Consider the following 26431-nt stretch of genomic DNA (forward strand, 5'->3'; position numbering starts at 1 on the left):
GCTCTGACCTGGGGTTCGGGGTTGACGGCTGCGGCTCATCTGTCGTTGTCGGTCACTGTCGAGTGGCCTCGGGGAACGTCGGACGGCCCAGGGACGGCCCAGTATTGATCATCGCGGTCCGGTCGCGTTCTGGTGGCTGGGCGGGTATCCGCTCGTCGCGCTGCGGGTGCTCACCACCTACCGGGCCACGATGGACGCCTGCGGTCTGACGGTCCCGGCCTCGGCCGTCCGTCGGGCCACGGCTCGGCTCGTCGGGCGGGAAGCGGCTCCCGTACCGCCGCGTCGGTCGTTCCCGCTGCCGACCGGATCCGGGCTCGTCATGCGGCTCCGCATGGCAACCGGGCAGGCTCCGGAAGACTTCCTCGCCTCGGCCGACCGCTTGCGGCACGCCTGGGCGGCTCACGCCGTGCACATCCGTCCGACCAAGCCGGGGCGGCTGGAACTGCGGCTGATCGGCTGGGATGTCCTGGCAGACGTACGGCGTCCGCTCCGGTGGCAGAAGGGCGGCGGGCTGCTGTCCCTGCCGCTGGCGCTGCGGGATGACGGGCACTGGCACGTGCGGGACTTCCGCGCCGTGCCGCATGAACTCATCCTCGGCGCCACGCAGTCCGGCAAGTCCGTCTACCTGCGCAACCTGCTGTGCGGCCTCGCCCGGCAACCGGTCGTGCTCGTCGGAATCGACTGCAAGTGGGGCGTTGAACTGGCACCGTTCGCGCCCCGGTTGTCGGCGCTCGCCGACTGCCCGGACCGGGCGAACGACCTCCTTGACGTCCTGCTGGAAGAGATGGAGGCGCGGTTCCGACTGATCGGGCTCAGCTCCACGATCGGGCCGGACGCCGTCCTCACCTCGGACGTGTGGGGGCTGCCGGAGAAGGTACGGCCAGTGCCGGTCGTGGTCGTCGTCGACGAGGTGGCGGAACTGTTCCTCGCCGCGAGCCGGGACGACGAGAAGCGGCGCGACGCCATGGTCACCAAGCTCATCCGCATCGCCCAGCTCGGCCGCGCGGCCGGCATCTACCTCGAAGTGTGCGGACAGCGCTTCGGCTCTGAGCTCGGCAAGGGCGCGACCATGCTCCGGGCCCAGCTCACCGGCCGCATCTGCCACCGCGTCAACGACGAGTCCTCGGCGAACATGGCGCTTGCTGACATCTCCCCGGAAGCCGCGCTCGCCGCCACCGCCATCCCGGCCGAACGTCCCGGCGTCGCCATCGTCGGCGACTCCTCCGGCGGCTGGTCCCGCGCCCGCTCGCCCCATCTCACCCTCGACGAAGCGGCGGCTGTCTGCCGCGCCACCGCCGCCCTTGTGCCGCTGTTGCCCCGCCTCGACGCCTTCCGGCCCGCCATCGCCGCCGAGCCCTCTTCCGCGGCTGTTGCGCCCCTCGCCCGCCCGGTGACCGAGTAGCCGTAACTCCCTCCCCACGGTCGGCGTGACCGCCTCACGCCAAGTCCCTACCCCCCCATGCCTCGAACCGGAAGGAAGACGAGCCGATGCGTGCCCACTTCGCTCGCGTGGACGCTGTGATCGTCCAAGCCGTCATCGCAGGCGCCCTGTCCTTCTCCCACCTGCACGACCTGGCGGAGGCGGCCGGACAGGGTGGCTGGAAGGCGTGGGCCTACCCCGTCAGCGTTGACCTGCTGCTCGTCGCCGCCTGGCGCCGGATGCGCGAGCAGCAGCGTGCCGGACGCCCGGCCGAGGGACCGCGGCTGTGGTTCCTGGTCGCCCTGGCCGCGTCCCTCGGCGCCAACATCGCCACCGCCGGACTCCTCGACCTGGACCACGTACCCGCCTCGCTCCGCGTCGTGGTAGCTGGGTGGCCGGCCGTCGCCTTCTTCGGCGGAACGCTCCTCGCCCACACACCTCGCGCCCCGGACGCGTCAGCGGTCTCGGTGACTCCGGAGACGGACACCGAACCGCCCTCCGCCCCGGCTGCGGTCGACGAGCCACACCGTAACGCGGTCCCGGCGCCGTCCCCGCCACCGGCAACCGCCCCCGAGTCGACTCCCGAACCGGTCGCCGCCCCGACACCCGCCCCCACTGTCCTCCTCCCACCCGCCCTCGTCGACCGCGTCCAGGCGCTCGCCGAGCAGCACCGCGCCACCACCGGCGAACCGGCCGACCCCGACACGGTCCGCGCCCGGCTCGGACTGCCCCCGTCCATGACGCCTTCCGTCGCCGCCCACCTCTGAGAAAGGGACCCCTGTCATGCGCCCGGCCATCCGTTCCGCCCTGGAGTACGCCGCTGAGCTGACCCGCCGCAATCGGCTCGTCGAAGCCCTCGCCGTCGGCGAAGCCGCCATCAACCAGGCCACCGACGACGAACACCCCGAGATCCGCCAGTGGCTCGCCGACCACACCCACGACTTCACCGGAGAGGACACCCTGCGATGACCGGCCCCCGGTTCCGCAACGTCCGCCGCATCGGCCCCGTACAGGTCGCCTCGTAGCTCGCCCGCGGCCGCAACCGCCACCTCGCCGCCTGCACCGCGCCCCGCTGCACGTTCTCCGCCGAGTACGACAGCCGCACCGCCGCCGAACTCGCCGCCCGCACCCACCGCTGCAAGGCCTGAGGAGGAGATCACCGCCATGGATGTCCCCCTCTGGTTCGCCGTCCTCGTCGTCGCCGTCCTCGGCATCCAGCTCGCCCGCCCGCCCTGGTGGCTGGTCGCCCTGCTCCTCCTCGGCGGCTACCTCGTCGCCAACAGCGTCCTCGCCCCCGCCGTCGCCACCCTCCTCCGGAAAGTCGCGCAACAAGTCGGCGATGCGCTCTGGGTTCCGCCCGGAGCTCCCGATGCCGACGGAAAATCCAACTGAGACGGAAAGTGAGACGGACAACGTCGAAGGGCCCCACCGCAAGCGGTGGGGCCCTTCGACATCGTGCCCGGTGAGGCACTGGCGGAGGATACGAGATTCGAACTCGTGAGGGGTTGCCCCCAACACGCTTTCCAAGCGTGCGCCCTAGGCCTCTAGGCGAATCCTCCGCTGGGAACATTACATGACCGAGAGGAGTGCTCGCGAACTCGTTCCCGGCCGTCGGCATCGGGTACTGTTTGGGCAGCCCCTCACGCGGCGCTATCTGACTGAACTCCCCCAGGGCCGGAAGGCAGCAAGGGTAGGTCGGCTCTGGCGGGTGCGTGGGGGGCGCTCGCGTTGTCCCGGGGCGGGACCCGGGGCCGGTTGTCGGTGGGCGCCTATAACCTCGTAAGCGTGTCGTCTCTCGCGCTGTACCGCCGCTATCGCCCGGAGTCGTTCGCCGAGGTCATCGGGCAGGAGCATGTCACCGACCCGCTGCAGCAGGCGCTGCGGAACAACCGGGTCAATCACGCGTACCTGTTCAGCGGTCCGCGTGGCTGCGGGAAGACCACCAGCGCGCGCATCCTGGCCCGCTGCCTGAACTGCGAGAAGGGCCCCACGCCGACCCCGTGCGGGGAGTGCGACTCCTGCCGCGACCTGGCGCGCAACGGCCCGGGTTCGATCGACGTCATCGAGATCGACGCCGCTTCGCACGGTGGTGTGGACGACGCCCGTGACCTGCGCGAGAAGGCCTTCTTCGGGCCCGCGCGCAGCCGCTACAAGATCTACATCATCGACGAGGCCCACATGGTCACGTCGGCCGGTTTCAACGCGCTCCTCAAGGTCGTCGAGGAGCCCCCGGAGCATCTGAAGTTCATCTTCGCCACCACCGAGCCCGAGAAGGTCATCGGCACGATCCGGTCGCGGACGCACCACTACCCCTTCCGGCTCGTGCCGCCCGGCACGCTGCGGGACTACCTCGGCCAGGTGTGCCGGCAGGAGGCCATCCCCGTCGAGGACGGCGTGCTGCCGCTCGTCGTGCGCGCGGGTGCCGGCTCCGTGCGTGACTCGATGTCCGTCATGGACCAGCTGCTCGCGGGCGCGACCGACGTCGGTGTGACGTACGCCATGGCCACCTCCCTCCTCGGTTACACGGACGGCTCCCTGCTCGACTCCGTCGTCGAGGCCTTCGCCACCGGTGACGGCGCGGCCGCCTTCGAGGTCGTGGACCGGATCATCGAGGGGGGCAACGACCCGCGGCGGTTCGTCGCCGACCTGCTGGAGCGGCTGCGCGACCTCGTCATCCTCGCCGCCGTGCCGGACGCCGCCGAGAAGGGGCTCTTCGACGCGCCGGCCGATGTCATCGAGCGGATGCAGGCCCAGGCCGGCGTCTTCGGCGCCGCCGAGCTGAGCCGCGCCGCCGACCTGGTCAACGAGGGCCTCACCGAGATGCGCGGCGCCACCTCGCCCCGCCTCCAGCTCGAGCTGATCTGCGCCCGCGTACTGCTCCCCGCCGCCTACGGCGACGAGCGCTCCGTCATGGCCCGCCTCGACCGCATCGAGCGCGGGGTGAACTTCGCCGCCGGCGGCGTCCAGGGCATGCCCGCCATGGGGTACGTCCCCGGGCCCGAGGCCCATGCCGCCCCGGCCGCGCCCGGGGGCGCCCCTGTCCCCCCGGGAGGCGGAGCGGCCGCCGCGCGGGCGGCGGTACGGGGTGGCGCCGCCCCCGGGGGAGCGGTAGTGGGTGCGGGTGCGGCTCCCGGTTCCGGTGCTGCCGCCGGTGCGGCTGCCGCGGCGCCCTACGCCGGGCAGCCCCCGGCTCCCTTCCAGGGCCGGCCGCCCGCTCAGTCGCCGGCTCCGCCCGCCGCCGTGCCCCAGGCCGCCGCTCCCGCCCCGGCCCCGGCGCCCCCTTCCGCACCTCCCGCGCAGGCCCCCGCCGCCGAAGCCGCTCCCGCACCCGCCCCCGGCGCCTGGCCCACCGCCACCGCCGCCGGCAGCGGACGCCGGCCGGGCGGCTGGCCCACGGCCGCCCCCGCGGGCGGTGGAACGGTACGTCCCCCGGCGGCATCCGCTCCCAGCACCGCCCAGGCTCCCGTGGCCCCGCCCGCCTCCGGGGCCGGCCCCGCCGCGTACGCACCCCCGGCCGGCGGTCCCGACCCCCGCACGCTCTGGCCCAACATCCTGGAGGCGGTCAAGAACCGCCGCCGCTTCACCTGGATCCTCCTCAGCCAGAACGCGCACATCGCCGGCTTCGACGGCACCACCCTCCAGCTCGGCTTCGTCAACGCCGGGGCCCGGGACAACTTCGCGAGCAGCGGCAGCGAGGAGGTGCTGCGCCAGGCGCTCGGCGAGCAGTTCAACGTCCAGTGGAAGATCGAGGCGGTCATCGACCCGTCCGGCGGCTCGGCCCCCGCTCCGACCGGCGGTTACGGCGGTGGCGGCACCGGCGGCCCAGGCGCACCCGGCGGGTACGGCAGCCCGGGCGGTGGGTACGGCAGCCCCGGCGGCGCAGGCGCACCCGGCGGGTACGGCAGCCCCGGCGGCGGGTACGGCGGCGGCGCGCCGTCCGCTCCCTCACCGGCCTCCGGCGGCCCCACCTCCCAGGCCCAGTCCCCTTCCGCACCCCCGTCCCAGCCCGGCTCCGCGGCGGGCCCGGCGCCCGCGTCCCCGGCGCCCGCCCCGCCCCCGGCCCCGGAGCCGGTGGCCCCCGAGGACGACATCCCCGAGGACGACGACCCCGACCTCAACGAGTCGGCCCTCTCCGGCCACGAGCTGATCGTGCGCGAACTGGGCGCGACCGTGGTGGAGGAGTACACCAACGAGTAGGGGGTCCGCGGGGGTCCGGACCGTCGTCGTTCGTCGGATCCTATGAACTCGCCGCCCCTCGCCCCTCGGGCTCCCGCACAAGGGCGCCCGCCCCCTGCCGTTAGGCTGACCCCTGTGAACGTCCTCGTCATCGGTAACGGCGCCCGCGAACACGCCCTGTGCCGCTCCCTGTCCCTCGACCCCGCCGTGACCGCGCTGCACTGCGCGCCCGGCAACGCCGGCATCGCCGAGGTCGCCGAGCTGCACCAGGTCGACGCCCTGGACGGCGGCGCCGTGGCCGCGCTGGCGCGGGAGCTCGGCGCCGAGCTGGTCGTCGTAGGCCCGGAGGCGCCGCTCGTGGCCGGGGTCGCCGACGCCGTGCGGGAGGCGGGGATCCCGGTCTTCGGACCGTCCCGGGAGGCCGCCCTTCTGGAGGGGTCGAAGGCCTTCGCCAAGGAGGTCATGGCCGGGGCCGGCGTCCCGACCGCCCGCTCCTACGTCTGCACGACCGCCGAGGAGGTCGCCGAGGCCCTCGACGCGTTCGGCGCGCCGTACGTCGTGAAGGACGACGGTCTCGCTGCCGGCAAGGGCGTCGTCGTCACCGAGGACCTCGAGGCGGCCAAGGCGCACGCCGCGGCCTGCGACCGTGTGGTCATCGAGGAGTTCCTCGACGGGCCGGAGGTCTCCCTCTTCGCGATCACCGACGGCGAGACGGTCCTCCCGCTCCAGCCAGCCCAGGACTTCAAGCGCGCGCTCGACGGCGACGCGGGCCCCAACACCGGCGGCATGGGCGCGTACTCGCCGCTGCCCTGGGCGGACCCGAAGCTGGTCGAGGAGGTCCTGGAGACCGTCCTGCAGCCGACCGTCGACGAGATGCGCCGCCGCGGCACCCCGTTCTCCGGGCTGCTCTACGCCGGCCTCGCCATCACCTCCCGCGGGGTCCGCGTCATCGAGTTCAACGCCCGCTTCGGCGACCCGGAGACCCAGGTCGTGCTGGCCCGGCTGCGGACCCCGCTCGCCGGCGTGCTGCTCGCCGCCGCGAACGGCACCCTCGCCGACCTGGAGCGCCTGCGCTGGAGCGAGGACGCGGCCGTCACCGTCGTCATCGCCTCGCACAACTACCCCGGCACCCCGCGTACCGGCGACGCCATCACCGGCCTCGACGCGGTGGCCGCCGAGGACGCCCCGCACGCGTACGTCCTGCACGCCGGGACGAAGAAGGACGGCGAGAAGGTCGTCAGCGCCGGCGGCCGCGTGCTGTCCGTCACCGCGACCGGCACGGACCTCACCGAGGCGCGCGAGCGGGCGTACCGGGCCGTCACCCGCATCGGCCTCGACGGCTCCCAGCACCGTACGGACATCGCGGCGAAGGCGGCGGCGGGCGCGTAACACGCCCGCGACCGCACCGCATGCGCACCGCACTCCCAGCGCACCACCCAGGCCCCGGGCCCCTGGGGAACCCCTCGTGGGCTCCCCCGGAACCCGGGGCCTGATCGTTGCCCACCGTCCTTCACCTTTCCCCAAAGCCATTCCATCGAGTGAGCGCTGAGCCATCCGGCTGACGGAGGCCGGAGCGCCAACTAGGGTGCGGCGCAAGCATTCCGGCACTTGGCCCACCGGCATTGCGATGTCAGTCGCGGGTGCCACAGTGGGGGAGTGAGCAGGAGCAGGCCGGCCAGGACGGCGAGACGGTGAGGGGGTGAGTTCCGGTCGTGATCGGTACGGGAGGAGCGGAGGCGGGCGCGCAGAGTGCGCGGGCCCGGGCGCTGGCCGTGCTGCGGGTCCGCAGCCGGGCGCTCGCCGTCGCGCTGCTGCCCCCGGCCGCCGCCGTGATCCTCTTCGCCGGGGGGTCCACCGGACACCTCGTGGGCCCGGGCTGGGACACCGCCCGCTGGGTGGTCGGCGTGGTCGCGCTGGTCGTCCTGCTCGCCGCCGGTGTCGTGGGCCTGGTCGTCGCCCGCGCCCGGCCCGCCGTCAGCCCCACGGTCGCCGTCGCCGAGGAGGCGGCCCCCGATCTGTACCGGCTGGTGCGCGACCTCGCCGACCGTCTCGACGTCCCCGCGCCCTCCGCGATAGCGCTCACCCCGGACTGCGACAGCTGGCTGGAGGACCGCACCCACCCGTCCCACGGCCCGCCCGCGCCCCGGCGCGGCGACGAGATAGCCGGCGCGGGCCCGAGCCGCCACCACCTGTACCGTCGTACGGCGACGGCGCCGGTCCTGGTCATCGGCTCCCCCTTCCTGTGGTGGATGCGCGTCGGTGAACTGCGTGCCGTCCTCGCCCCGGTCGTCGCCGGTACGGGTCCTTCGGCGCACCCCGACATAGCTGCGGCCCGGCGCTTCGTGCGAGGGCTGGACGCCGCGGTGGCCGTCTCCGCCGACCGCGGACGCTGTCCCGCCGCCCGTCTGGTCTGCACCGGCATCGGCTGGGTCAGCCGGCTGATGCTGCGCGGCTGCCAGGTGCACGCCGCCGAGATGGAGCGGGGCGTGGCGGCCGCGGCGGCCGAACGCGCCCAGGCGGTGGACTACGGACTGCGGATCGTCGCCCAGGAGCAGGTCGGCCTCGCGTACGCGGGCTGGGACCGGCTGCTGACCCGGGTCGCGCTGCCGGCCTGGCGGATGGGCCGCTGGCCGTCCCGGCTGGACGCTGGTGTCGTGGCCGCGCTGACCGAGCTCTCCCGCCGGGACCGCCTGGCCGAGGGGTTCGCCTCCCGCCTCGGTGAGCGCCCCGCCTGTGACCTCCTCGAAGAGCCCGGCGCGGTGGACGAGGCCGCCTCCCTGCTCGCCGCCCGCCTCTTCCACGGCGGGCCCGCCGAGTGCGGCCCGGACTGGGCGCCGGTGGACTGGCAGGAGTACCCGGAGGAGGTCGTCGACCGTAAATGGCGCACCGACGCGGCCCGCCTCCACCGTGTCCTCGACGCCCTCGGCGTCCGCCCCGCCCCCGACCACACCTGCCCCCATCCGTCCGGCCCCACCCTGGCCCGCGTCCTGGACCACCTGACGTCCGCCGCCCCCGACCTACCGCCCTCCGGCGGCCTCCCGGCGGGGACAGCCACCCCTTCGGCGGCCGCCGCTTCCTCCACCCCAGGCGCCGCGTCCGTCACCCCACCCGACGGTGGCCAAAACGGCGCCGACCTCGGGCACGCCCAGCATGGCGCCCACCGCGGCGACGAAGACAGCCCCCACGGCGGTGGCCAAGGCGCTGTTCAGGACGGCGACGAGGAGGCAGGCGACGAGGCCGACGGCGGAGACGGTCTGCCCACCCCCCATCCCCATTCCTCCGCGCTCGCCGCGCGGCTCGGTTCGGAGGTGGCGCGGGAGGAGGCGACGGCGACCGCGGCGAAGCCCCCCGCGCCCAGCGGCGGCCAGGGCGGCCCCGACGGTCCGCTCTGGGAGGACGGCGCGCTTCCGCTCTTCCCGCTCCAGCCCCCACGCACCGACCGTGAACTGCTCGCCGACCACGTCACGGCGATGGTGTGCTGCGCCGCGATGGACACCGTCGGGGCGACCCCCGGTCTCGACTGGCTCGACGGCCCCACCCTCCTCGTCGACGGCGAGCGGGTGGCCGATCTCGCCCCCCGGGTGCTCAGCCTGGTGGAGGACGGTGACGCGAGCCCCCTGCGCGCCTGGCTGGTGGAACTGGGCATACGCCCCGAGAAGCCGGTACGCCTCGGCTGACCGCCCGACCCGCACGGACAACCCCGCCCGCTCGGAACGGACCCCCCGGTTCCACTTTCGGCCAATTCGCAACGAATAGTGACTGTCTGCGCGCGTTATGTGATGTGCTGGGATCGAACGCGCCCATGGCATGGGCGGGCGACATAGGACAGCCGACCAGCGAGAGCGACCGCACCGCCGGACGATCACGGGGGCACCAGGGAGGGGAGCGCCATGGCACCGGGACCGGACCACATCCGCCGCTGGGAGTCGGGAGCACTGGCCCACGCCGTGACGGATCCCTTCGGCCAGGGCCCCGTCCCCTGGCTGCGCGGCAGCGAGACGTACTTCGACGACACGGGCCAGGTCGTCCCCTGGTACGTCGACCCGGCCCCCGCGCCCGGCCCGGGCGGCGAGCGCGGGCCCAGGATCCCGGGCCCGCGCACCGCGCCCGGCCCGGCCTCCGCGTCCGGGGTCCCCCGCTCCGCCGACGACGTCCGCCGGCAGATCAAGGGCTTCACCTCCACCGGAGCGGTCGCCCCGGGCGAGGCCGTCGACTTCCACATCACGGTCGACCCGCCCCAGGAGTTCAGCGTCGACATCTACCGCATCGGCCACTACGACGGGGCCGGCGCCGCGAAGATCACCACCAGCCCGCGTCTCGCCGGCATCGTCCAGCCCCCGCCGCTGACCGCCGACCGCACGGTCTCCTGCCACCACTGGTGGCTCTCCTGGCGGCTCCAGATCCCCTCGTACTGGAATGTCGGGGCGTACGTCGCCGTCCTCACCACGGCCGACGGCTACCGCTCCCACATCCCCTTCACGGTCCGCGACCAGCGCCCCGCCGACCTGCTGCTGCTCCTGCCCGACGTCACCTGGCAGGCCTACAACCTCTACCCCGAGGACGGCCGTACCGGCGCCAGCTTCTACCACGCCTGGGACCGCGACGGCCGGCTGCTCGGCGAGGCCGACGCCGCGACCACGGTCTCCTTCGACCGGCCGTACGCGGGCGCGGGCCTGCCCCTGCACGTCGGCCACGCCTACGACGTCATCCGCTGGGCCGAGCGCTACGGCTACGACCTCGCCTACGCCGACGCCCGCGACCTGCACTCCGGCCAGGTCGACCCCACCCGCTACCGGGGCCTCGTCTTCCCCGGCCACGACGAGTACTGGTCGGCGACCATGCGCCGCACGGTCGAACTCGCCCGCGACAGCGGCACCTCCCTGGTCTTCCTCTCCGCCAACAGCCTGTACTGGCAGGTGGAACTGGGCCCGTCCCCGTCCGGAGTCCCCGCCCGGCTGCTCACCTGCCGCAAACGCAGGGGCCCCGGCAAGTCCGTCCTCTGGCGGGAGATCGACCGCGCCGAGCAGCAGCTGGTCGGCATCCAGTACGCCGGCCGGGTCCCCGAGCCGCATCCGCTGATCGTGCGCAACGCCGACCACTGGCTCTGGGAGGCCACCGGAGCCCAGGAGGGCGACGGCATCGAGGGCCTGGTCGCGGGCGAGGCCGACCGCTACTTCCCGCGCACCCCCCTCCCGCCCCACGAGGACCGCATCCTCCTCGCCCACTCCCCGTACACCGACCACGACGGCGTCCTGCGCCACCAGGAGACCTCCCTCTACCGCGCCCCCTCGGGCGCCCTCGTCTTCGCCTCCGGCACCTTCGCCTGGTCCCCCGCCCTGGACCGCCCGGGCCATGTCGACCCCCGCATCCAGCGCGCCACCGCCAACCTCCTCGACCGCATCTGCAAGCGCGACTGACACCTCCCCCGCCCCCTCCCGCCCCGGCCTCCCTGCCAGGGTCGGCGGACCCTCCGTCCTTGATCTGTCCCGACGTACGGGACAATCAAGGTTCAGGACGAAATCACGGGGAGGAACCGTGTCCGGATTCGTAGAAAAGCCCGAGCCCCTCCAGGTGCCGGGCCTGGTGCATCTGCACACCGGCAAGGTGCGCGAGCTGTACCAGAACGAGGCGGGCGACCTCGTGATGGTCGCCAGCGACCGTATGTCCGCCTACGACTGGGTGCTCCCGACCGAGATCCCCGACAAGGGCCGCGTCCTCACCCAGCTCTCCCTGTGGTGGTTCGACCAGCTCGCCGACCTGGTCCCCAACCACGTCCTCAGCACCGAACTGCCCCCCGGCGCCCCCGCCGACTGGGCCGGCCGCACCCTGGTCTGCAAGTCCCTGCGGATGCTCCCGGTCGAGTGCGTTGCCCGCGGCTATCTCACCGGCTCCGGCCTCCTCGAGTACGTCGAGTCGCGCACGGTCTGCGGCCTCGCCCTCCCCGAGGGCCTGGTCGACGGCAGCGAACTCCCCGCCCCGATCTTCACCCCGGCCACCAAGGCCGCCGTCGGCGAGCACGACGAGAACGTCTCCTACGAGGAGGTCGCCCGCCAGGTCGGCGCCGACACCGCCGCCCAGCTCCGCCAGGCCACCCTCGCCGTCTACGGCCGCGCCCGCGACATCGCCCGCGAGCGGGGCATCCTCCTCGCCGACACCAAGTTCGAGTTCGGCTTCGACGGCGACACCCTCGTCGTCGCGGACGAGGTCCTCACCCCGGACTCCTCGCGCTTCTGGCCGGCCGACTCCTGGCAGCCGGGCCGCGCCCAGCCTTCGTACGACAAGCAGTTCGTCCGTGACTGGCTCACCTCGCCCGAGTCCGGCTGGGACCGCAAGAGCGAGCAGCCCCCGCCGCCGCTGCCCCAGCAGATCGTCGACGCGACCCGCGCCAAGTACATCGAGGCCTACGAGCGCCTGACGGGCCTCACCTGGTCCTGACCCGGACGGCCCCCGTGACCTGCGGGGGCCACCGGTCCACCCGGACCGCCTCCCCCCGCAGGTCACGGGGGCGGACGAAATCCCGCACCCGAAAACGGCAAGCAAAAACCCCGGCCCACCGGACCGGGGTTTCACTGGAGCGGACGACGAGGCTCGAACTCGCGACCTCAACCTTGGCAAGGTTGCGCTCTACCAACTGAGCTACGTCCGCACTGCGCCGTGGCGCGAGGCCAACTATACCCAACCCCGCTCCCGAGCGAGACGCACCGCCGCGTGCCGGTTCTCCGCACCCAGCTTGGACACCGCCGACGAGAGGTAGTTCCGCACGGTCCCCTGCGACAGCCCGGCCCGCTCGGCGATCTCCGCGACCGGCGCCCCCTCGGCGGCGAGTTCGAGCACCTCGGCCTCACGCGAGGTCAGCGGCGAATCCCCGGCCGCTATGGCGTCGGCGGCCAACTCCGGATCGACGTAACGGTTTCCGGAGTGCACGGTCCGGATGATCTCCGCCAGCCGCTGAGCGCTCACCGTCTTCGGGACGAACCCCCGCACACCCGCCGCGAGCGCCCGCTTCAGATGCCCCGGCCGGCCATGGCTGGTCACGATCAGCACCCGGCAGCCGGGCAGTTCGGCCCGCAGCGATGTGGCGACCTTCACACCGTCCGCGCCCGGCATCTGGAGATCGAGCACCGCCACATCCGGTGAGTGCGCCCGCGCCATCGCCAGCGCCTCCGGTCCGGTGGCCGCCTCCGCGACGATCAGCAGATCGTCCTCCAAGGACAGCAGCGCGGCCAGCGCACCGCGGATCAGATGCTCGTCGTCGGCGAGCAGCACCCGCACCGTCATGAAGTGACCTCGCTCACCATGTGAGTTCTCTCCAGGGGGACCTCGGCCATGACCCGGAACACCCCGGGCCGGACGAACCCGGTCTCCAGCGTCCCGTCGACCTGCCGCAGCCGCTCCCGCAGCCCGGCGAGCCCCGAACCGCCCCCGCCGGCCCCGTCGCGCACGGCCTCGGCCCCGTCGTTCTCCACGGTCAGCACCACGCATCCTTCCGTGATCCGCAGCTCCACCGCACAGCGCCGGGCGTCTCCGTGCCGCAGCACGTTCGTCGTCGTCTCCCGCACCACCCAGCCGAGCGCCGACTGCACCTCACCGGGCAGCCCGTCCGCCTCCCCCCGCATCTCGCAGTCGATCCCGGCGGCCGCCAACACGCCCTGCGCCCCGGTCAGTTCCACCGAGAGATCGGCCTCCCGGTACCCCCGTACGACCTCGCGCACCTCCCGCTGGGAGTCCTGCGCTATCCGCTGCACCTCGATCATCTGCTCCACCGCCTCCGGCCGCTCCCGCCGGGCCAGCTGCACCGCCAGCTCCGCCTTCAGCGCTATCACCGCGAGGTTGCGCCCCATCACGTCGTGCAGATCCCGCCCGAAGCGCAGCCGCTCCTCGGCGACGGCGAGCCGGGCGCGGGTCTCGCGGGCCTCGTCGAGCTGGTAGACGGCGTCGAGCAGCCACACCGAGAAGAGCGCGGTGAAGGCGAGGAGTCCGGAGCCGAGGAACACGGCCACCACGCTGAGGACGGCGGCGGGCGGCGGCACGTTCAGCGGGAGGGAGACGACGCCCGCGCCGAGCGAGAAGCCGAACACTGTCGCGTACACCCGTCGCCGGTCCCGCACGCCGAGCGTGAGGACCCCTGTCCCTATGATCAGGACGACCCCGAAGACGGCACCCGCGGTGGTGTCGACGCTCTCACGGTGCGGACCCCGTTGGGCGATCCAGAGGGCCGCCACCGCGATGGCGGCGGTGAGCGAGCCGAGCGTCCAGAGCAGCCGCACGGGCTGGGGACGCCGGCCACGCGTCCAGTCCAGCCCCCGCGACACCATGAACATGCAGAGCACGGCATGCACTGTGACCATGGTCATCAGCGCGCCGCCGAGCCCGGGCCCCAGGGAGCCGAAGGCCGGCAGACTTATTCCGAGAATCTCGCTCACTCCGAAGAAGTGGAACGACCACCGCGTGTACGTCTCGAACTTCGCCGGTGTGCTCTTCCCCCGCCACCAGCGCCCCGGGCCGCGCATCTCTTCCCCTCGTCCCCCGTCTCAGCGCCGTGGTTCCCACCGGAACCACCGCCGTACAGCAAACACTGCCAGCACCGTCCAGGCCAGGCCTGTGGATATCGCCCCCAGCGCCTCGTAGGCGGAGAGGTCGCCGGTCCAGCCGCCGCGTATCAAGGTGATCGTCGGGGACAGCGGCAGCAGTTCGCAGAGCGAGGCGACCCGGTCGGGCAGCATCTCCAGGGGGACGGTCACCCCGGAGCCCATCATCGAGACCAGCAGGAACGGCATGGGGGTGACCTGGGCGCTCTCCACGGTCCGGGTCAGGGCCGCCGTGAGCGCCCCCAGCGCCGCACAGAGGGCCAGGCCCAACAGGAGTCCCAGGACGGCGAGATGCGGAGCCTTCGGCGCGGGCACGTCCAGCACCGCGCTGGAGGCCGCCACCAGGACGATGGACTGCACCAGCCCCGTCACCAGGACCGGCAGCGCGGTCCCGCCCAGGATCTCGGTGTCCCGCAGCTCGCCGGTGCGCAGTCGCTTCAGCACCAGTTCCTCGCGCCGGACGGTGTAGATGGCGGTCAGTGCCGAGTACACCCCGAACAGCAGGGAGAATCCGATCGCCGCCGGCAGCAGCACCAGACCGGTCGTCAGACCGACGTCCTGCACGTTCATGCTGTCGATCAGGGGCCCGAAGCTGAACGGCAGCGCGAGCGGCACCAGCACCGCCGTGAGCAGTGTGCTCCTGCTGCGTCCCAGCAGGGTCAGCTCGGCCCGGGCGAGGGCCGCCATCCGGCTCACCGGGGTCGTCACCGCGGCCCTCGACGCGGGGCCGGCCTGCGTGCCCCCGCTCCCGGCGCCCAGGGCCGTGCTCTCACCCGTCCCGTTGTTCACCGTGTTCCCGCTCATGCCACAGCCCCCTCGGTCCTCGTGCGCTCCGACGCCTCCCGGGCGATCCCCAGGAACGCCTCCTCCAGCGATGCCGACCGCACGTCCAGCCCCCGCAGCTCGACCCGTGCCCGCTCGGCCCACACCAGCAGCGCCGTCGCCGTCCGCTGCAACTCCCTGGTCCGCAGCCGGACCAGGCGTCCCTCGACCTCGTGACCGCACACGCCCAGCTCGCCGAGCGGGGGCAGGTCGCCGATGAAGTACCCCTCGGGCAGCTGGAAGACGATCCGGGAGGGCTCGGCCGCGGTCACCTCGGCCGGTGTCCCCGACGTGGCTATGCGGCCCTGGTGCAGGATGGCCAGCCGGTCGGCGAGCTGCTCGGCCTCCTCCAGGTAGTGCGTGGTCAGCAGCACCGTCGTACCGGAGGCGCGCAGGGCGCGGACCAGGTCCCAGGTGTCGCGGCGCCCCTCGGCGTCCAGGCCCGTCGTCGGCTCGTCGAGGAACAGCACCTCGGGGTCGCCGAGCAGCGCCAGCGCCAGGTCGAGGCGGCGCCGCTCGCCGCCGGAGAGCTGCTTGACCCGGATGTCCGCCCGGCCGGCGAGCCCGACCAGGGCCAGCGCCTCCCCGACGGGCCGGGCGCCGCTCACACAACCGCCCCACATCCGCGCGGTCTCGGCGACGGTCAGCTCGGAGGGGAAGCCGCCCTCCTGCAGCATCACGCCCGTGCGCGGCCGGACGGCGGCCCGCTCGGTGTACGGGTCGTGGCCGAGGACACGGACGTGTCCGGCGTCGGGGCGCGCGAGGCCCTCCAGCAGTTCGACGGTCGATGTCTTGCCGGCGCCGTTGGTACCGAGCAGCGCGAAGATCTCACCGCGGTCGACGTGGAAGGAGATTCCACGGACCGCATCGAACCCGCCCCCGTACACACGCCGGAGGCCGGTGACCTCAATCACGTGTTCATTCGTGTCCATGCCTCAAGGCTCCCGCCGGACAGGGCCCGACAGCAGTGCGAGCTGTCATCACTCCGTATGACAAATGTCAGGTGACGGCGGCACACGCAGGGGAACACATGATGACGAACACACGAAAAGACCCCGGTCCGATGGACCGGGGTCTCATTCCCGAGCGGACGACGAGGCTCGAACTCGCGACCTCAACCTTGGCAAGGTTGCGCTCTACCAACTGAGCTACGTCCGCATTGCCTCCGACCGGCTCTCACCGATCGGCGCGAGCACCAGCCTACCTGATCCACAACCGTGGTCAGGACGGCGATGCAGAGCGGGTGACAGGAATCGCACACTGCGCCTTCCCCCTGGAAGGGGGATGTTCTACTACTGAACTACACCCGCGTGGCCTCCGTGAGCTGGGCTTTTCGGCCCTGCCCGGCGGCGTGCTCCAGACATTAGCCGACCATGTGGGGGGTAACGCAAGTCGGTTGCCCCCGGGCCGTGCTGACGGACCCGGGGACGACCGCGGGAGCGGCTCGGACGGGCGCCGGGCTACTGCGCCTCGGCGAACGCCTCGTAGACCTTCTTGGGGATGCGGCCGCGGGCGGGCACCTCCATCTTGTTGGCCTGGGCCCAGGCGCGCACGGCCGCCGGGTCGGGCGCGACCTCCGTCTGCTTGTACGCCTTGCCGGACTTCGACCGCTTGCGGCCGGCCTCCACGTAGGGCGCGAGCGCCTTACGCAGTTTCTTGGCATTGGCTTCATTCAGGTCGATCTCGTACGACTTGCCGTCGAGTCCGAAGGCGATCGTTTCCGCCGCTTCCGAGCCGTCGATGTCGTCAAAGAGAGTGACCACGACCTTCTGCGCCACGAATATCGGTCCCTTCGTGCGACAGCTCTGCGGTGACGTGCCAAGACGTCACGGAGATGTCGACTGTCCGCCAGTTATGGGGCAAAGTATCGGCTATTGCCAATTCATTTGTACAGTGCCCGGCAATCCAATGTGAAGCCCGACTAAATCTGCCCGCGTGTCCCGGCGCAATAGGGAACACGGGTGCACCCCGGATCTTTCCCTGAACTTTTCGCGACAGCACTGGTCCGATACCTGATCGTGATGACGCTCACGTAGATTCCTACAACTCTATGCGCGTAGAAATTTTGTGCGGGTAGTCTGAAGGCACCTGTCGGAGACACCGCAGGAACCTGCTCAGCACCACACCACCGGGAGTGCCAGTGGCACGCGTCGTAGTCGACGTCATGCTCAAGCCGGAGATCCTCGACCCCCAGGGCCAGGCGGTGCAGCGCGCACTGCCGCGCCTGGGTTTCGAAGGCATCTCCGACGTACGTCAGGGAAAGCGATTCGAACTGGAAGTGGACGGCCCGGTCGACGAGGCCGCCCTCGCCCGCATCCACGATCTTGCGGAATCCTTCCTCGCCAACACCGTGATCGAGGACTTCACCGTCAAGGTGGAGGAAGTCGCGGAGGCCGCGAAGTGACCGCTCGTATTGGCGTCGTCACTTTCCCGGGCAGCCTCGACGACCGGGACACGCAGCGTGCGATCCGCCTCGCGGGCGCGGAACCGGTCGCCCTCTGGCACAAGGACAAGAACCTCCACCAGGTCGACGCGGTCGTCCTGCCCGGCGGTTTCTCGTACGGCGACTATCTGCGCGCCGGTGCGATCTCCCGCTTCTCGCCGGTGATGGAGACCGTCATCGAGCAGGCGAAGGCCGGTCTGCCGGTCCTCGGCATCTGCAACGGCTTCCAGATCCTCACCGAGGCCCATCTGCTGCCCGGCGGGATGCTCGGCAACGACCACCTCCACTTCATCTGCCGCGACCAGAAGCTGCGGGTGGAGAACGCGGAGACCGCCTGGACCGCCGACTACACGGCCGGCCAGGAGATCCACATCCCGCTGAAGAACATGGACGGCCGTTACGTCGCCGACGCCTACACGCTCGACAAGCTGGAGGCGGAGGGCAGGGTGGTCTTCCGGTACCTGGACTTCAACCCCAACGGCAGCCTCCGTGACATCGCCGGCATCACCAACGAGGCCGGCAACGTCGTAGGCCTCATGCCGCACCCGGAGCACGCCGTCGAGCCCCTCATCGGGTCCGGCCGCACCGACGGTCTCCCGTTCTTCACCTCGATCCTCAAGAAGCTGGTCAACGCATGAGCCGGACGCCTCTGGACACGGTCGAGCACGCGGCCGCGACCCCCGACGTCGAGCTGCCCTGGGCCGAACTCGGCCTGAAGAAGGACGAGTACGAGCGGGTGGTGGAGATCCTCGGCCGCCGCCCCACCGGCGCCGAGCTCGCCATGTACTCCGTCATGTGGTCGGAGCACTGCTCCTACAAGTCGTCCAAGGTGCACCTGCGCCAGTTCGGCGAGAAGGCGCCCCAGAGCGACGCGCTCCTCGTCGGCATCGGCGAGAACGCGGGCGTGGTCGACGTCGGCCAGGGGTACGCGGTCACCTTCAAGGTCGAGTCGCACAACCACCCGTCGTACGTCGAGCCCTACCAGGGCGCGGCCACCGGTGTCGGCGGCATCGTCCGCGACATCATCGCCATGGGCGCCCGCCCCGTCGCGGTCGTCGACCCGCTGCGCTTCGGCGCCGCCGACCACCCCGACACCAAGCGCGTCCTGCCGGGCGTCGTCGCGGGTATCGGCGGCTACGGCAACTGCCTGGGTCTGCCGAACATCGGCGGCGAGGTCGTCTTCGACGCCTGCTACCAGGGCAACCCGCTGGTCAACGCCGGTGCCATCGGCGTCATGCGGCACGAGGACATCCACCTCGCGAAGGCCTCCGGCGCCGGCAACAAGGTCATCCTCTACGGCGCCCGCACCGGCGGCGACGGCATCGGCGGCGCGTCGATCCTCGCCTCCGAGACCTTCGACGACGCCAAGCCCTCGAAGCGCCCCGCCGTCCAGGTCGGCGACCCCTTCCAGGAGAAGCTCCTCATCGAGTGCACCCTGGAGGCCTTCCGGGAGAAGCTCGTCGTCGGCATCCAGGACCTCGGCGCGGCCGGTCTGTCCTGCGCCACCAGCGAGCTCGCTTCCAACGGCTCCGGCGGTATGCGCGTCACCCTCGACGACGTCCCGCTGCGCGACTCGACCCTCTCGCCCGAGGAGATCCTCATGAGCGAGTCGCAGGAGCGCATGTGCGCCGTCGTCGAGCCGGAGAAGGTCGACCGGTTCCTCGAGATCTGTGACAAGTGGGACGTCATCGCCACCGTCATCGGTGAGGTGACCGACGGCGACCGCCTGGAGATCTTCTGGCACGGCGGCAAGATCGTCGACGTCGACCCGCGCACGGTGGCCCACGACGGCCCGGTCTACGAGCGCCCGTACGCCCGCCCGGAGTGGCAGGACGCCCTCCAGGCCGACGACGCGAACAAGCTGCCGAGGCCGGGGACGGGCGAGGAGCTCAAGGACCAGGTCCTCAAGCTCGTCTCGTCCCCCAACCAGGCCTCCAAGAAGTGGATCACCTCGCAGTACGACCACTTCGTCCAGGGCAACACGGTCCTCGCCCAGCCCGAGGACTCCGGCATGATCCGGATCGACGAGGAGTCGGGCCTCGGCGTCGCCATCGCGACCGACGGCAACGGCCGGTACGCCAAGCTCGACCCGTACCACGGCGCCCAGCTCGCCCTCGCCGAGGCGTACCGCAACGTCGCCACGACCGGAGCCAAGCCGCTCGCGGTCTCCGACTGCCTGAACTTCGGCTCGCCCGAGGACCCGGCCGTCATGTGGCAGTTCGCGGAGGCCGTCCGCGGTCTGGCGGACGCCTGTCTGCAGCTCGGCACCCCGGTGACCGGCGGCAACGTCTCCCTCTACAACCAGACGGGCGAGGTCGCCATCCACCCGACCCCGGTGGTCGCGGTCCTCGGCGTCATCGACGACGTCGCCCGCCGCACCCCGGTCGCCTTCCAGGAGGAGGGCCAGCTGCTCTACCTCCTCGGCGACACCCGCGAGGAGTTCGGCGGCTCTGCCTGGTCCCAGGTCGTCCACGACCACCTCGGCGGCCTGCCCCCGAAGGTGGACCTGGAGCGCGAGCGCCTGCTCGCCGACATCCTGATCTCCGCCTCCCGCGACGGGATGATCGACTCCGCGCACGACCTGTCCGACGGCGGTCTCGTCCAGGCGGTCGTGGAGTCGGCGCTGCTCGGCGGCAAGGGCGCGCGTCTGGTCGTACCGGACGGGCTCGACGCGTTCACCTTCCTGTTCTCCGAGTCCGCCGGCCGCGCCGTCGTCGCGGTCCCGCGCTCGGAGGAGGTCCGCTTCAACGACATGTGCGGCGCCCGGGGCCTCCCGGTCACCCGCATCGGTGTCGTCGACGGCGACACGGTGGACGTCCAGGGCGAGTTCGCGCTCAGCCTGGAGGAGCTGCGCACGGCGCACGAGGCGACCATCCCGGCGCTGCTCGCGTAGCCGAACAGCCGCCGCCGTACGACGAAGAGGGCCCCGACCACCGAAACGGACGCTGTTGGTAAATGCGGGGGCCTGAGTGACGACGGCCTGCATGACCCCGTTGGGGTTGTGCAGGCCGTCGTCGTGTTTCTGGGGTGGGTTCGTGTCGTTGCGTGGGGTGGATCTGGCGGAGATTCCTGAGGAGACGGCGCGGGTGGCTCGCGCGGTGTTCCCGAAGGGGTGTCTGGCGATGCGGGTGCGGGATGCGCTCGGGCCGGTCTTCGCCGATGCCGACTTCGAGGAGCTGTTCCCGGTGCGGGGGCGACCGGTGGTGTCGCCGGCCAGGCTGGCGCTGGTGTCGGTGTTGCAGTTCGCGGAGGGGCTGACCGACCGGCAGGCCGCGCACGCGGTGCGCTCGAGGCTGGACTGGAAGTACGCCCTGTCGCTGGAGCTGACCGACACGGGCTTCGACTTCTCGGTGCTCAGTGAGTTCCGTGCGCGGCTCATCGAGGGCGACGCGGGCGGGGCCGTGTTCGATGCGGTGCTGCGGGCGGCCGGTGAGGCCGGCCTGGTCAAGGCGGGCAAGCGCCAGCGCACGGACGCCACCCACGTACTGGCCGCGACGAGGGATCTGAACCGGCTGGAGTTCGTGGTCGAGACACTGCGGGCGGCACTGAACCAGGTCGCCGAGGTGGCCGGGGAGTGGCTGGTGACGATGGCGGCGCCGCAGTGGTTCGACCGCTACTCCGCCCGGCCGGAGGACACCCGTTTCCCCTCTCGGTGGGCTGCCCGTGTCGAGCACGGCGACCAGTGCGGAGCCGACGGGATGGTGCTGCTGCGCGCCATCCGGTCGCCCCAGGCTCCGCCCGCCCTGCGTGACCTGCCCGCGGTGGAGTTCCTGCGTCAGACATGGGTGCAGCAGTTCCACCATGTCGACGGCGTCGTGCGCTGGCGCGAGCCGAAGAACACACCGCCTGGCCTGATCCGCTTACGCACCCCGCACGAGCCCGAGGCCAGGACCGGCGCGAAGCGGGATCTGGGCTGGTCCGGCTACAAGGTCCATCTCAGCGAGACCTGCGAGCCCGACGCCCCGCACCTGATCACCCACATCCACACCACCACGGCGCCGGTGAGGGACGACGCCGCCCTGGAGGACATCCACACCGCTCTGGCCGGCCGCGGGCTGGTGCCGGACGAACACCTGGTGGACGCCGGATACGTCGATGCCGAGCAGATCCACCACGCCCGTCGCGATCACGGCATCAACCTCGTCGGACCGGTCGGGAAGAACACCATCCGGCAACAGACGGCAGGCGGCTTCTTCGACAGCACCCGTTTCACCGTCGACTGGGACCAGCGCCAGGCCGTCTGCCCCGGCGGCCACACCAGCGTCCAGTGGCGAGACGCCCGGAGCCAGTACGGCACCCCGGTCACCCGCGTCCGCTTCGCCGAACGCCACTGCGGACCCTGCGAACTGCGGACCTCCTGCACCACCGCCGAAACCGGCCGCAACCTGACCCTGCGGCCGAAGGCCGAACACGAGATCCTCCGGCAGGCCCGCAGCGAGCAGGACACCGACCACTGGCGCCGTCGCTACGGACACCGCGCCGGCGTCGAGGGCACGATCTCCCAAGGCGTCCAGGCGTTCGGCCTGCGCAGATCCCGCTACCGCGGGCTTGCCAAGACCCGGCTGCAACACCACTTCACCGGCGCTGCGATCAACCTGGCACGACTCGACGCCTGGCTCACCGGCCGGCCCCTTGCCCGCACACGAGTCTCACCCTTCGCAGCACTCCGCCCCGCTGGATGAGATCCAGCGGGGCGGATTTACCAACAGCGTCCACCGAAACGGCCGGGGCCCTCACCGCTTTCTGTTCCGGGGGAGCAGGGGGCCGCCCGGTTCGGCCCCTCTCGGGCGCCCCTGGACTCCAGTCGGGCCGCCCACGCGCCCGGCCGCCACCTTGGGCATCCCGTGGTGTCAGCCCGCCCAGGCCGACGGGGTCCCGCAGCTCGCGGACAGGCCTCCCCGGCGGCTCGCGGGTCCCGGTGGTGTCGAAGTGGTGGGAGGGACTGGCCACTCCCCCCGGAGCGGTGCCGTCCCCGACGGCTCGGGGCGTCAGCCGGGCGAGTGGGGCGGCTGGGTGGCCCGCCCGTGGGGGTCTCGGCCCCTGGCGGTATCGGCCGTAGCGGCATCGCCCGTGGGGCCTCGGGCGTCGGGAGGGTGGGGCGGGGACCGCCCGCGGCGGTCCTGCATCTCGTGCCGAGCGTGCCCCCGTCGGGGCCGGCCCCCGGCGTCCGGAGCGGGGCGTGCGTCGGCCGAAGCGCACCTCGGGCCGGTCGGCCCGATCCGCACCGCAGGGCCTAGGCTCACCGTCATGCCTGCGGCCAAGAAGCGCACCCGGACCTATGACCCCGTCAAGACCCGCGCGGCGGTGCTCGCCCAGCTGGGGAAGGTGCGGGAAGGGGTCGCCGGGCTCGGGGCCGAGCAGCTCGCACTGCCGACGCGGCTCGGTCAGTGGCGGGTGCGGGAGCTGGTGGCGCACATCGGCATGGCGCTCACCGCCATAGGGCGCGCCCTCGCCCTGCCGGAGCCGCCGAAGCAGGACGCCGTGCTGCTCGACTGGCCGTTCGCGACCTCCGCCAATGCCCCGGCCATCGACGACTTCACCCGGCGGCTGACCGCGGAACACCCCGACCTCGGCGGCTACCTGGCCGCCGTCGAGCGCGACCTCGTCGATCAGCTCGACACCCACCCCGGCACACGGCTGCTCCAGACCAACGCGGGCGCGCTGCCGCTCGGCGACTACCTCGTCACCCGCGCCGTCGAGCTGGTCGTCCACACGGACGACCTCAACGCCGCCGTGCCGGACCTCGCCGTCCCCCTGGACCGCCAGGCCCTCGCCGCCACCACCCGGCTCCTCGCGGACGCGCTCGCCGTCAAGGCGCCCGGCGGCGCGACGGAGGTGCGCGTGCCGCCGTACGCCGTCGTGCAGTGCGTCGAGGGCCCGCGGCACACCCGCGGCACCCCGCCGAACGTCGTCGAGACCGACCCGCTGACCTGGATCAGGCTGGCGACCGGACGGCAGACCTGGGCCGAGGCCAGGGACGCGGCGAAGGTCAGCGCGAGCGGCGAACGGGCCGATCTGGGAGCGCTCCTGCCGCTGATGTCCTGACCCGGCCCACGCAGAATGGTGTGCGACACCTCACTCGTGCATACGGAACGCGACCGCGCGAACCCCTCCGAGTTGCGTCACAGCCCGTCACAGGACCGCCGTATAGCGTGCCTGACCTGCGTAAACAAGTCGATCATGGATGGATCGGCCCAACGAAGATCCAGTTACCGGCAGGTATCGCCAATTCGGACCAGTGGTCGATCTCGCCTACACTCGGTGGCGTGCCACGTGGTGACGGTCGACTCAATCACGATCTGCTTCCCGGCGAGAAGGGCCCCCAGGACGCTTGTGGCGTCTTCGGTGTCTGGGCTCCGGGCGAAGAGGTCGCAAAGCTCACGTACTTCGGGCTCTACGCCCTCCAGCATCGGGGCCAGGAATCCGCGGGTATCGCGGTCAGCAACGGCTCCCAGATCCTCGTCTTCAAGGACATGGGCCTCGTCTCCCAGGTCTTCGACGAGACCTCGCTCGGTTCGCTCCAGGGTCACATCGCGGTCGGACACGCCCGCTACTCGACCACCGGCGCCTCCGTGTGGGAGAACGCCCAGCCGACGTTCCGCGCCACCGCGCACGGCTCGATCGCGCTCGGCCACAACGGCAACCTCGTCAACACCGCCCAGCTCGCCGAGATGGTCGCCGACCTGCCCAAGCAGGAGGGCCGCTCCCCGCGCGTCGCGGCGACCAACGACACCGACCTGCTCACCGCGCTGCTCGCGGCACAGGTCGACGAGGACGGCAAGCCGCTGACCATCGAGGAGGCGGCCCACCAGGTCCTCCCGCAGGTCAAGGGCGCCTTCAGCCTCGTCTTCATGGACGAGCACACCCTCTACGCCGGCCGCGACCCGCAGGGCATCCGCCCGCTGGTCCTCGGCCGCCTCGAGCGCGGCTGGGTCGTCGCCTCCGAGTCCGCCGCCCTCGACATCTGCGGCGCCAGCTTCGTCCGGGAGATCGAGCCGGGCGAGTTCGTCGCCATCGACGAGAACGGCCTGCGCACCTCTCGATTCGCGGAAGCGAAGCCCAAGGGCTGTGTCTTCGAGTACGTGTACCTGGCCCGCCCCGACACCGACATCGCCGGGCGGAACGTGTACGCGTCCCGCGTGGAGATGGGCCGCAGGCTCGCCAAGGAAGCCCCGGCCGAGGCCGATCTGGTCATAGCGACGCCGGAGTCCGGCACCCCCGCCGCCATCGGCTACGCGGAGGCCTCGGGCATCCCCTTCGGCAGCGGCCTGGTCAAGAACGCCTACGTCGGCCGGACCTTCATCCAGCCCTCGCAGACGATCCGCCAGCTCGGCATCCGCCTGAAGCTGAACCCGCTCAAGGACGTCATCAAGGGCAAGCGCCTCGTCGTCGTCGACGACTCGATCGTGCGCGGCAACACGCAGCGCGCGCTCGTGCGGATGCTGCGCGAGGCCGGCGCCGCCGAGGTCCACATCCGGATCTCCTCCCCGCCCGTGAAGTGGCCCTGCTTCTTCGGCATCGACTTCGCCACGCGCGCGGAGCTGATCGCCAACGGCATGACCATCGACGAGATCGGTACCTCGCTCGGCGCCGACTCCCTGGCCTACATCTCCATCGACGGCATGATCGAGGCGACCACCATCGCCAAGCCGAACCTCTGCCGGGCCTGCTTCGACGGCGAGTACCCGATGGAGCTCCCGGACCCCGAGCTGCTCGGCAAGCAGCTGCTGGAGACGGAGCTGGCCGCCGGCCCGGCCGCCACGGCCGCCGCCGACGCGATCCGCCGCCCGTAGACGGCCCGCAACCGCTGCCGTACGACACGAAAGTTCTCACCAGCCATGTCTGAGACCCCCCTCGCCGAGGGCGGCGCCAGCTACGCAGCCGCGGGCGTCGACATCGAAGCGGGCGACCGCGCCGTCGAGCTGATGAAGGAGTGGGTGAAGAAGACGCAGCGCCCCGAGGTCCTCGGCGGCCTCGGCGGATTCGCCGGCCTCTTCGACGCCTCCGCCCTCAAGCGCTACGAGCGTCCGCTGCTCGCCTCCGCCACGGACGGCGTGGGCACGAAGGTGGACATCGCCCGCCAGCTCGGCGTCTACGACACGATCGGCCACGACCTGGTCGCCATGGTCATGGACGACATCGTCGTGTGCGGTGCCGAGCCGCTGTTCATGACCGACTACATCTGCGTCGGCAAGGTCCACCCCGAGCGGGTGGCCGCCATCGTCAAGGGCATCGCCGAGGGCTGTGTGCTGGCCGGATGCGCCCTGGTCGGCGGTGAGACGGCCGAACACCCCGGCCTGCTCGGTGCGGACGACTTCGACGTCGCCGGCGCCGGAACGGGCGTCGTGGAGGCCGACCGGCTGCTCGGCGCGGATCGTATCCGCACGGGTGACACCGTGATCGCCATGGCGTCCTCCGGCCTTCACTCGAACGGGTACTCGCTGGTCCGGCACGTCCTGCTGAACCAGGCGGGCCTCGCCCTCGACGCCCGGATCGACGACCTGGGCCGCACCCTCGGCGAGGAGCTCCTGGAGCCCACCAAGATCTACTCGCTGGACTGCCTGGCCCTGACCCGTACGACGGACGTGCACGCCTTCTCGCACATCACCGGCGGCGGACTCGCGGCCAACCTGGCCCGGGTCATCCCCGACGGACTGCACGCGACGGTCGACCGCTCCACCTGGGCCCCGGCCCCGATCTTCGACCTCGTCGGCAGGACCGGCTCGGTCGAGCGCCTGGAGCTGGAGAAGACCCTGAACATGGGCGTCGGCATGATCGCGATCGTGCCCCAGGAGTCGGCGGACGTGGCCCTCGCCACCCTCGCCGACCGTGGCGTCGAGGCATGGGTCGCCGGCGAGATCACCGAGCGCGGTGAGCACACCGGCGGAGCCGAACTGGTCGGGGACTACGCGAGCTGAGCCCCGCGGGGCAGCACAAGACCCGGTCGGTGACCGAAGTCACCGACCGGGTGGATGCTCACAG

21 protein-coding genes, 4 tRNA genes, 1 other RNA gene and 1 pseudogene are annotated in these 26431 nt (G+C 72.1%); 18 read left to right on the plus strand and 9 right to left on the minus strand.

All coding sequences use genetic code 11. From position 1 onward, the window contains the following. Positions 1-103: 103 nt before the first annotated feature. The 5 genes and pseudogenes from U5640_RS24035 to U5640_RS24055 all read left to right on the plus strand — a co-directional run bounded on the left by U5640_RS24035 (position 104) and on the right by U5640_RS24055 (position 2812). Positions 104-1402 (plus strand): FtsK/SpoIIIE domain-containing protein, encoded by a 1299-nt coding sequence (locus U5640_RS24035; protein ID WP_340385287.1) that lies wholly within the window; start codon positions 104-106, stop codon positions 1400-1402. An 86-nt stretch (positions 1403-1488) separates the two neighbouring features. Continuing rightward, positions 1489-2187: a DUF2637 domain-containing protein gene (locus U5640_RS24040; RefSeq protein WP_340377822.1), complete on the plus strand. Its 699-nt coding sequence runs from the start codon at positions 1489-1491 to the stop codon at positions 2185-2187. A 16-nt stretch (positions 2188-2203) separates the two neighbouring features. Further along, the gene (locus U5640_RS24045) at positions 2204-2389 is read left to right on the plus strand and encodes a hypothetical protein (protein ID WP_340377823.1); all 186 of its coding nucleotides are present in this window, start codon (positions 2204-2206) and stop codon (positions 2387-2389) included. Beyond that, a pseudogene (locus U5640_RS24050) lies at positions 2386-2568 on the plus strand (mobile element transfer protein). The gene U5640_RS24045 and the pseudogene U5640_RS24050 overlap by 4 nt, the downstream one beginning before the upstream one ends. A gap of 16 nt (positions 2569-2584) precedes the next feature. Next, positions 2585-2812, plus strand: coding sequence for a hypothetical protein (locus U5640_RS24055; protein WP_340385713.1), 228 nt, complete (start codon positions 2585-2587; stop codon positions 2810-2812). A 79-nt stretch (positions 2813-2891) separates the two neighbouring features. On the opposite strand, the gene U5640_RS24060 is transcribed toward U5640_RS24055, so the two are convergent. After that, positions 2892-2979: transfer RNA gene (locus U5640_RS24060), tRNA-Ser, on the minus strand. 72 nt (positions 2980-3051) lie between these two features. Between U5640_RS24060 and ffs the strand changes: the two genes are divergently transcribed. The 6 genes from ffs to U5640_RS24090 all read left to right on the plus strand — a co-directional run bounded on the left by ffs (position 3052) and on the right by U5640_RS24090 (position 12031). After that, positions 3052-3150: signal recognition particle sRNA small type (ffs, locus tag U5640_RS24065), an RNA gene on the plus strand. A 55-nt stretch (positions 3151-3205) separates the two neighbouring features. Then, complete coding sequence (locus U5640_RS24070; RefSeq protein WP_340377824.1) at positions 3206-5617, plus strand: DNA polymerase III subunit gamma and tau; 2412 nt, start codon at positions 3206-3208, stop codon at positions 5615-5617. A 114-nt stretch (positions 5618-5731) separates the two neighbouring features. Then, positions 5732-6985: a phosphoribosylamine--glycine ligase gene (purD, locus tag U5640_RS24075; RefSeq protein ID WP_340377825.1), complete on the plus strand. Its 1254-nt coding sequence runs from the start codon at positions 5732-5734 to the stop codon at positions 6983-6985. 323 nt (positions 6986-7308) lie between these two features. Next, positions 7309-9273, plus strand: coding sequence for a hypothetical protein (locus U5640_RS24080; RefSeq protein ID WP_340377826.1), 1965 nt, complete (start codon positions 7309-7311; stop codon positions 9271-9273). Between the two features lie 213 nt (positions 9274-9486). Beyond that, positions 9487-11013, plus strand: coding sequence for a N,N-dimethylformamidase beta subunit family domain-containing protein (locus tag U5640_RS24085; protein WP_340377827.1), 1527 nt, complete (start codon positions 9487-9489; stop codon positions 11011-11013). A 118-nt stretch (positions 11014-11131) separates the two neighbouring features. Beyond that, positions 11132-12031, plus strand: a complete 900-nt coding sequence (locus U5640_RS24090) for a phosphoribosylaminoimidazolesuccinocarboxamide synthase (RefSeq protein WP_340377828.1) — start codon at positions 11132-11134, stop codon at positions 12029-12031. Between the two features lie 135 nt (positions 12032-12166). Here U5640_RS24090 and U5640_RS24095 read toward each other — a convergent pair. From U5640_RS24095 to U5640_RS24130, 8 genes are all read right to left on the minus strand, one after another. Beyond that, a tRNA-Gly gene (locus tag U5640_RS24095) sits at positions 12167-12242 on the minus strand. A gap of 23 nt (positions 12243-12265) precedes the next feature. Continuing rightward, on the minus strand, positions 12266-12874 hold the full coding sequence (locus tag U5640_RS24100) for a response regulator transcription factor (RefSeq protein WP_340377829.1): 609 nt from the start codon (positions 12872-12874) through the stop codon (positions 12266-12268). After that, positions 12871-14106: a histidine kinase gene (locus U5640_RS24105; protein WP_340377830.1), complete on the minus strand. Its 1236-nt coding sequence runs from the start codon at positions 14104-14106 to the stop codon at positions 12871-12873. The genes U5640_RS24100 and U5640_RS24105 overlap by 4 nt, the downstream gene beginning before the upstream one ends. A gap of 21 nt (positions 14107-14127) precedes the next feature. After that, a complete protein-coding gene (locus U5640_RS24110; RefSeq protein WP_340385289.1) occupies positions 14128-14871 on the minus strand; it encodes an ABC transporter permease in 744 nt (247 codons plus the stop codon). 113 nt (positions 14872-14984) lie between these two features. After that, on the minus strand, positions 14985-15938 hold the full coding sequence (locus U5640_RS24115) for an ABC transporter ATP-binding protein (RefSeq protein ID WP_340377831.1): 954 nt from the start codon (positions 15936-15938) through the stop codon (positions 14985-14987). 153 nt (positions 15939-16091) lie between these two features. Further along, a tRNA-Gly gene (locus tag U5640_RS24120) sits at positions 16092-16164 on the minus strand. Positions 16165-16244: 80 nt separating this feature from the next. Then, positions 16245-16316, minus strand: a tRNA-Gly gene (locus tag U5640_RS24125). Between the two features lie 150 nt (positions 16317-16466). Continuing rightward, positions 16467-16784 (minus strand): Lsr2 family protein, encoded by a 318-nt coding sequence (locus U5640_RS24130; protein WP_055631821.1) that lies wholly within the window; start codon positions 16782-16784, stop codon positions 16467-16469. 362 nt (positions 16785-17146) lie between these two features. Between U5640_RS24130 and purS the strand changes: the two genes are divergently transcribed. The 7 genes from purS to purM all read left to right on the plus strand — a co-directional run bounded on the left by purS (position 17147) and on the right by purM (position 26367). Beyond that, the gene (purS, locus tag U5640_RS24135) at positions 17147-17410 is read left to right on the plus strand and encodes a phosphoribosylformylglycinamidine synthase subunit PurS (RefSeq protein WP_015659417.1); all 264 of its coding nucleotides are present in this window, start codon (positions 17147-17149) and stop codon (positions 17408-17410) included. Continuing rightward, complete coding sequence (gene purQ / locus U5640_RS24140; RefSeq protein WP_340377832.1) at positions 17407-18087, plus strand: phosphoribosylformylglycinamidine synthase subunit PurQ; 681 nt, start codon at positions 17407-17409, stop codon at positions 18085-18087. The genes purS and purQ overlap by 4 nt, the downstream gene beginning before the upstream one ends. After that, positions 18084-20342: a phosphoribosylformylglycinamidine synthase subunit PurL gene (gene purL / locus U5640_RS24145; protein WP_340377833.1), complete on the plus strand. Its 2259-nt coding sequence runs from the start codon at positions 18084-18086 to the stop codon at positions 20340-20342. The genes purQ and purL overlap by 4 nt, the downstream gene beginning before the upstream one ends. 142 nt (positions 20343-20484) lie before the next feature. Beyond that, positions 20485-22131: an IS1182 family transposase gene (locus U5640_RS24150; protein ID WP_340377834.1), complete on the plus strand. Its 1647-nt coding sequence runs from the start codon at positions 20485-20487 to the stop codon at positions 22129-22131. Between the two features lie 565 nt (positions 22132-22696). Beyond that, positions 22697-23494 carry a sterol carrier family protein gene (locus U5640_RS24155; protein ID WP_340377835.1) on the plus strand — a complete coding sequence of 266 codons (798 nt, stop codon included), beginning with the start codon at positions 22697-22699 and terminating at the stop codon, positions 23492-23494. Between the two features lie 221 nt (positions 23495-23715). Next, entirely contained in the window at positions 23716-25242 is a 1527-nt protein-coding gene (gene purF / locus U5640_RS24160; protein ID WP_340377836.1) for an amidophosphoribosyltransferase, read from the plus strand. Positions 25243-25287: 45 nt separating this feature from the next. Continuing rightward, a complete protein-coding gene (gene purM, locus U5640_RS24165; RefSeq protein WP_340377837.1) occupies positions 25288-26367 on the plus strand; it encodes a phosphoribosylformylglycinamidine cyclo-ligase in 1080 nt (359 codons plus the stop codon). The last annotated feature ends 64 nt before the right edge of the window (positions 26368-26431 follow it).

Source organism: Streptomyces sp. SS7, assembly GCF_037993025.1.
In the GTDB taxonomy this organism is placed as follows: Bacteria; Actinomycetota; Actinomycetes; order Streptomycetales; family Streptomycetaceae; genus Streptomyces.

Excerpts from the sequence above, each read along its gene's own strand:
- U5640_RS24040 (WP_340377822.1), top strand. The coding sequence starts at position 1,489 with ATGCGTGCCCACTTCGCTCGCGTGGACGCTGTGATCGTCCAAGCCGTC.
- U5640_RS24045 (WP_340377823.1), top strand. The coding sequence starts at position 2,204 with ATGCGCCCGGCCATCCGTTCCGCCCTGGAGTACGCCGCTGAGCTGACC.
- U5640_RS24055 (WP_340385713.1), top strand. The coding sequence starts at position 2,585 with ATGGATGTCCCCCTCTGGTTCGCCGTCCTCGTCGTCGCCGTCCTCGGC.
- U5640_RS24085 (WP_340377827.1), top strand. The coding sequence starts at position 9,487 with ATGGCACCGGGACCGGACCACATCCGCCGCTGGGAGTCGGGAGCACTG.
- U5640_RS24100 (WP_340377829.1), bottom strand. The coding sequence starts at position 12,874 with ATGACGGTGCGGGTGCTGCTCGCCGACGACGAGCATCTGATCCGCGGT.
- U5640_RS24105 (WP_340377830.1), bottom strand. The coding sequence starts at position 14,106 with ATGCGCGGCCCGGGGCGCTGGTGGCGGGGGAAGAGCACACCGGCGAAG.
- U5640_RS24110 (WP_340385289.1), bottom strand. The coding sequence starts at position 14,871 with ATGGCGGCCCTCGCCCGGGCCGAGCTGACCCTGCTGGGACGCAGCAGG.
- U5640_RS24115 (WP_340377831.1), bottom strand. The coding sequence starts at position 15,938 with ATGGACACGAATGAACACGTGATTGAGGTCACCGGCCTCCGGCGTGTG.
- purL (WP_340377833.1), top strand. The coding sequence starts at position 18,084 with ATGAGCCGGACGCCTCTGGACACGGTCGAGCACGCGGCCGCGACCCCC.
- U5640_RS24155 (WP_340377835.1), top strand. The coding sequence starts at position 22,697 with ATGCCTGCGGCCAAGAAGCGCACCCGGACCTATGACCCCGTCAAGACC.
- purM (WP_340377837.1), top strand. The coding sequence starts at position 25,288 with ATGTCTGAGACCCCCCTCGCCGAGGGCGGCGCCAGCTACGCAGCCGCG.